The organism is Pseudomonas sp. KCJK9000, from assembly GCF_046230725.1.
GTDB lineage: Bacteria > Pseudomonadota > Gammaproteobacteria > Pseudomonadales > Pseudomonadaceae > Aquipseudomonas > Aquipseudomonas promysalinigenes.
Genome location: NZ_JBJJLN010000119.1, coordinates 1 through 2,409 on the forward strand (window position 1 = coordinate 1; position 2,409 = coordinate 2,409).

A 2,409-nucleotide genomic window follows, 5' to 3' on the forward strand; every position below is an offset into this window, starting at 1 on the left:
GCGGCACTTCGACGACATCAGCGCGGAGGTCTTCAACTCACCGATCCTGCGCTCGCTGATCCGCCTGGACTTCGACGTCTACAAGGCCGTGCTGCCGCAGGAGCTGCATACGGTCAATTGGCAATGCCAGGTGCACCAGATCCGCATCGAGATCAAACCGGGTGCACAAATCGAAATCACGCCAGAAGGCATCCACTGCGACGGTTATCCATTCAGTGGCGTACACTTCTGGGGCCGTCACAATGTTGAAGGTGCCACCAGCAACATCTACGACAAGCAATCGAACGTGATCGACTCCGGTACCTATTTGAATATTCTCGACACCACGTATTTTCTCGATCGGGAGTTGCAGCACTACGTAACGCCGGCGATCAACCCCAGCGCCTCTGAAATGGGCTACCGGCAGATTATCGCGATTTCTTTCTCTCGACCGGGCAGCGAGCATGACATTATCGATTAGTTATATCGGCCAGGCGCCGAAGTTCTCACCGGCCGAACATATCAATGGTCTGAGCATCAAAAAAGCCACGCCATTTCACGCCCGTAAGATCGTCGACTTTTTCCGACGTTTCGAGGAAACCTCGTTCTGCGACTGGCAGGACGAGGGTCTGCTTCAAGGCTTGCTGGGCTCCGAGCACACTTACTGCTACATGGCCGAAAACCAGACCGGCACTATCGTTGGCGCGGTGACCGGCGGCTTGATGGGTACGCGGGGTACGATCAACCACATGGCGGTGGCGCCGGATTATCGCCAGAGCAGGATCGGCACCTCACTGGCAAGCTCCATCCTCAATGATTTTCGCCAGCATGGCATCCGCAGGGTATTTCTGTTCGTCGAGGATGACAACCTCAAAGCACTGAGTTTCTGGCAGAAGCAGGGGTTCGAGCAAACCCGTGGTGAAATCACCTGCGAGGTCGACCTGTGACTTCGTCGGTATTGCTTAGCGCTTCACGCAAGGAGAGCCTGGTCGACGCCTTGCCGATCGTGACGGGGTATTTCGTCGTCAGCTTCGTGTTTGGTGTGATGTGCATCAACGCCGGCCTGCCCTTGTGGCTGCCGGCGGCGATGTGCCTGTTCGTCTACGCCGGGGCGGCGCAATTCGCCGCACTGGCGCTGATGACCAGCCATGCCCCTTTGATCACCATCGCCCTGTCGACACTGCTGATCAATTCGCGGCACATGCTGATGGCGATGTACATGTCCAAACGCAGCGCGCAGCTGCCGATCAGCAAACCGCAGAAGCTGCTGTATGCCTTCGGTCTGACCGATGAGTCGTTCGCCTTCCATAGCCAACGCCTGGAAAATGGCAGGCCCACGTCGGCGGCCTACCTGCTGCAGTTCAATACCTATTGCCATGCCAGCTGGATCGCCGGCGCGGTATTGGGTGCGGTGGCCTCGGATGCGTTGAACCGGTTTTCCCAGTTCAAGCTGGACTATGCCCTGACCGCCATGATGATCTTCGTGCTGATCTCGCTGTGCAGCACATTCACCAAAGCCGTCATCGCCCTGGTGGTGGTCGTCACCACCTGCCTATTGAACATGTACGCGCCCTCGCCCTTGAACGTATTCATCGCAACTGCCGTAGGCTGTGGAGCCGGGTTATGCCTGAAAAGAACTACCTGATCGCAGCGGTGATGCTCATGGCCGCCATCACTTACCTGACCCGCGCCACCCCATTTCTGCTGAAGATGGAGAAGTCTCCCAAGCTGTTCAATGACGTCATTGAATACCTGCCGGTCGCGATCATCGCCAGCATCACCGTACCCGCTCTGCTAGTGGCCAAGGACGGCTCGCTGCTGGGCCTGACGACCGATCTGCTGGCGGCGATTCCGGTGGTCATCGTCGCTTACTGGACGAGAAGCTTGATCTACAGCGTGTGTGCCGGTGTTGCCGCGCACGTGGCGATCACGCTGCTGGCTTGAGGTACGGATTTGAAAAGGAAACCTCTATGAGCCGTGCTCGCCGGAAGATCACCTTGACCAACCTGAGCGAGTTTTCCCGCCTGATGCCCCAAGTCCCTCAAGACCAAGTGCTGGGTGAACTGGCTGACTTGTCGCTGGAATGCTCGCTGGCTTATGCCCTGAGCAAGACCTTTCTACGCGATGGGTGGATCGCCGAGTACCGCCACCTGCAAAGCCCTGCCCGCCTGAGCCCGCAGAGCGATCTGCTGCTGTTTGCCACCTCTGGCAGCTTGGTCTTGGAAATGGCCGATGGCTCTGAACGGCATGTAGCACAAGGTGAACAAATGGTGCTCGGCGCCGAAAGCGAAGCCACGGTGGTTCCGGCCGGCTGCGAGGGCGAAGTCAGCGTCTTGGCCCTGGCGGTGGGCCTGAACCTCGCCGAAGTGCTGCAGGAGCTTGGCCCCGACGGCTCACCTTTGGCGCAATGAAAAAAGCCACGGGATACCT

5 protein-coding genes are annotated in these 2,409 nt (G+C 58.2%); all 5 read left to right on the plus strand.

What is annotated here, in order from left to right:
* On the plus strand, positions 1 to 460 hold a 460-nt coding region (locus tag ACK59H_RS22800), incomplete at its 5' end, for a 2OG-Fe dioxygenase family protein (protein ID WP_409264975.1).
* Positions 444 to 926 carry an N-acetyltransferase gene (locus tag ACK59H_RS22805; protein WP_060480398.1) on the plus strand — a complete coding sequence of 161 codons (483 nt, stop codon included), beginning with the start codon at positions 444 to 446 and terminating at the stop codon, positions 924 to 926. The genes ACK59H_RS22800 and ACK59H_RS22805, both read left to right, overlap by 17 nt.
* Positions 923 to 1,624 (plus strand): AzlC family ABC transporter permease, encoded by a 702-nt coding sequence (locus ACK59H_RS22810; RefSeq protein WP_060480399.1) that lies wholly within the window; start codon positions 923 to 925, stop codon positions 1,622 to 1,624. Before ACK59H_RS22805 ends, ACK59H_RS22810 begins: the two co-directional genes overlap by 4 nt.
* Entirely contained in the window at positions 1,603 to 1,923 is a 321-nt protein-coding gene (locus ACK59H_RS22815; protein WP_060480400.1) for an AzlD domain-containing protein, read from the plus strand. The genes ACK59H_RS22810 and ACK59H_RS22815 overlap by 22 nt, the downstream gene beginning before the upstream one ends.
* Before the next feature lie 26 nt (positions 1,924 to 1,949).
* Positions 1,950 to 2,390 carry a hypothetical protein gene (locus tag ACK59H_RS22820; protein ID WP_060480401.1) on the plus strand — a complete coding sequence of 147 codons (441 nt, stop codon included), beginning with the start codon at positions 1,950 to 1,952 and terminating at the stop codon, positions 2,388 to 2,390.
* Positions 2,391 to 2,409: the final 19 nt, after the last annotated feature.